The sequence below is a fragment of the Luteimonas huabeiensis HB2 genome, from assembly GCF_000559025.1.
In the GTDB taxonomy this organism is placed as follows: Bacteria; Pseudomonadota; Gammaproteobacteria; order Xanthomonadales; family Xanthomonadaceae; genus Luteimonas; species Luteimonas huabeiensis.
In genome coordinates, this window is record NZ_JAAN01000027.1 from 1 (window position 1) to 683 (window position 683).

Consider the following 683-nt stretch of genomic DNA (forward strand, 5'->3'; position numbering starts at 1 on the left):
TCTTGTTCACCACCCCCCACTTGATCGCGTTGAGCCGCTTGGCGGTGCCCACGCCCATGATCGCGGCGGAGATGTTGTGGGTGGTCGAGACCGGGATGCCCAGCGAGGACGCGCCCAGGATCACGTGGATGGGGTGCAGCTTGACCAGCTTGTGGCCCAGCGTCTTGATGATGCGCCAGCCGCCGGCGGCGGTGCCGGCCGCCATGACCAGGGCGCAGGTGACCTTGATCCAGGTGTCGATGTCGCCGTGGGCCAGGCGCTGACGATCTGCGCCTTGCCGAAGAAGCCGTTGACCCAGCGCGGGCGCGCGGCCCGCGCCAGCCAGCCGCCGGCGCGCGCCATCATCGCGATGACGAAGAACAGCAGGCCCATCATCAGGAAGCCGACGGCGAAGCCCACGCCTTCGCTGCGCCAGACCGGATCGCCCGGCTGCGACCAGATCACCACGCCGAGGTCGTTGTGGGCGGCCGCGAGCGCGGCGCCGATCAGGCCGCCGATCAGCGCGTGCGAGGACGAGGACGGCAGCCCGAACCACCAGGTGATCAGGTTCCGCCGTGCCCATCAGCGCGCCGATCAGGTTCATCGTTGCCGCCATGCCCACCGCCTGCAGCGGCGTGAGCACCTTGGTCGCGACCACCGTGGCGATGGAATTGGCGGTGTCGTGGAAGCCGTTGATGTACTCG

The 683-nt window shown here is 69.1% G+C and carries 1 pseudogene; it reads right to left on the reverse strand.

Going from position 1 to position 683, the window contains the following annotated elements:
• Window positions 1-683, reverse strand: a pseudogene (locus tag Z164_RS21950) (anion permease); the annotation flags it as partial.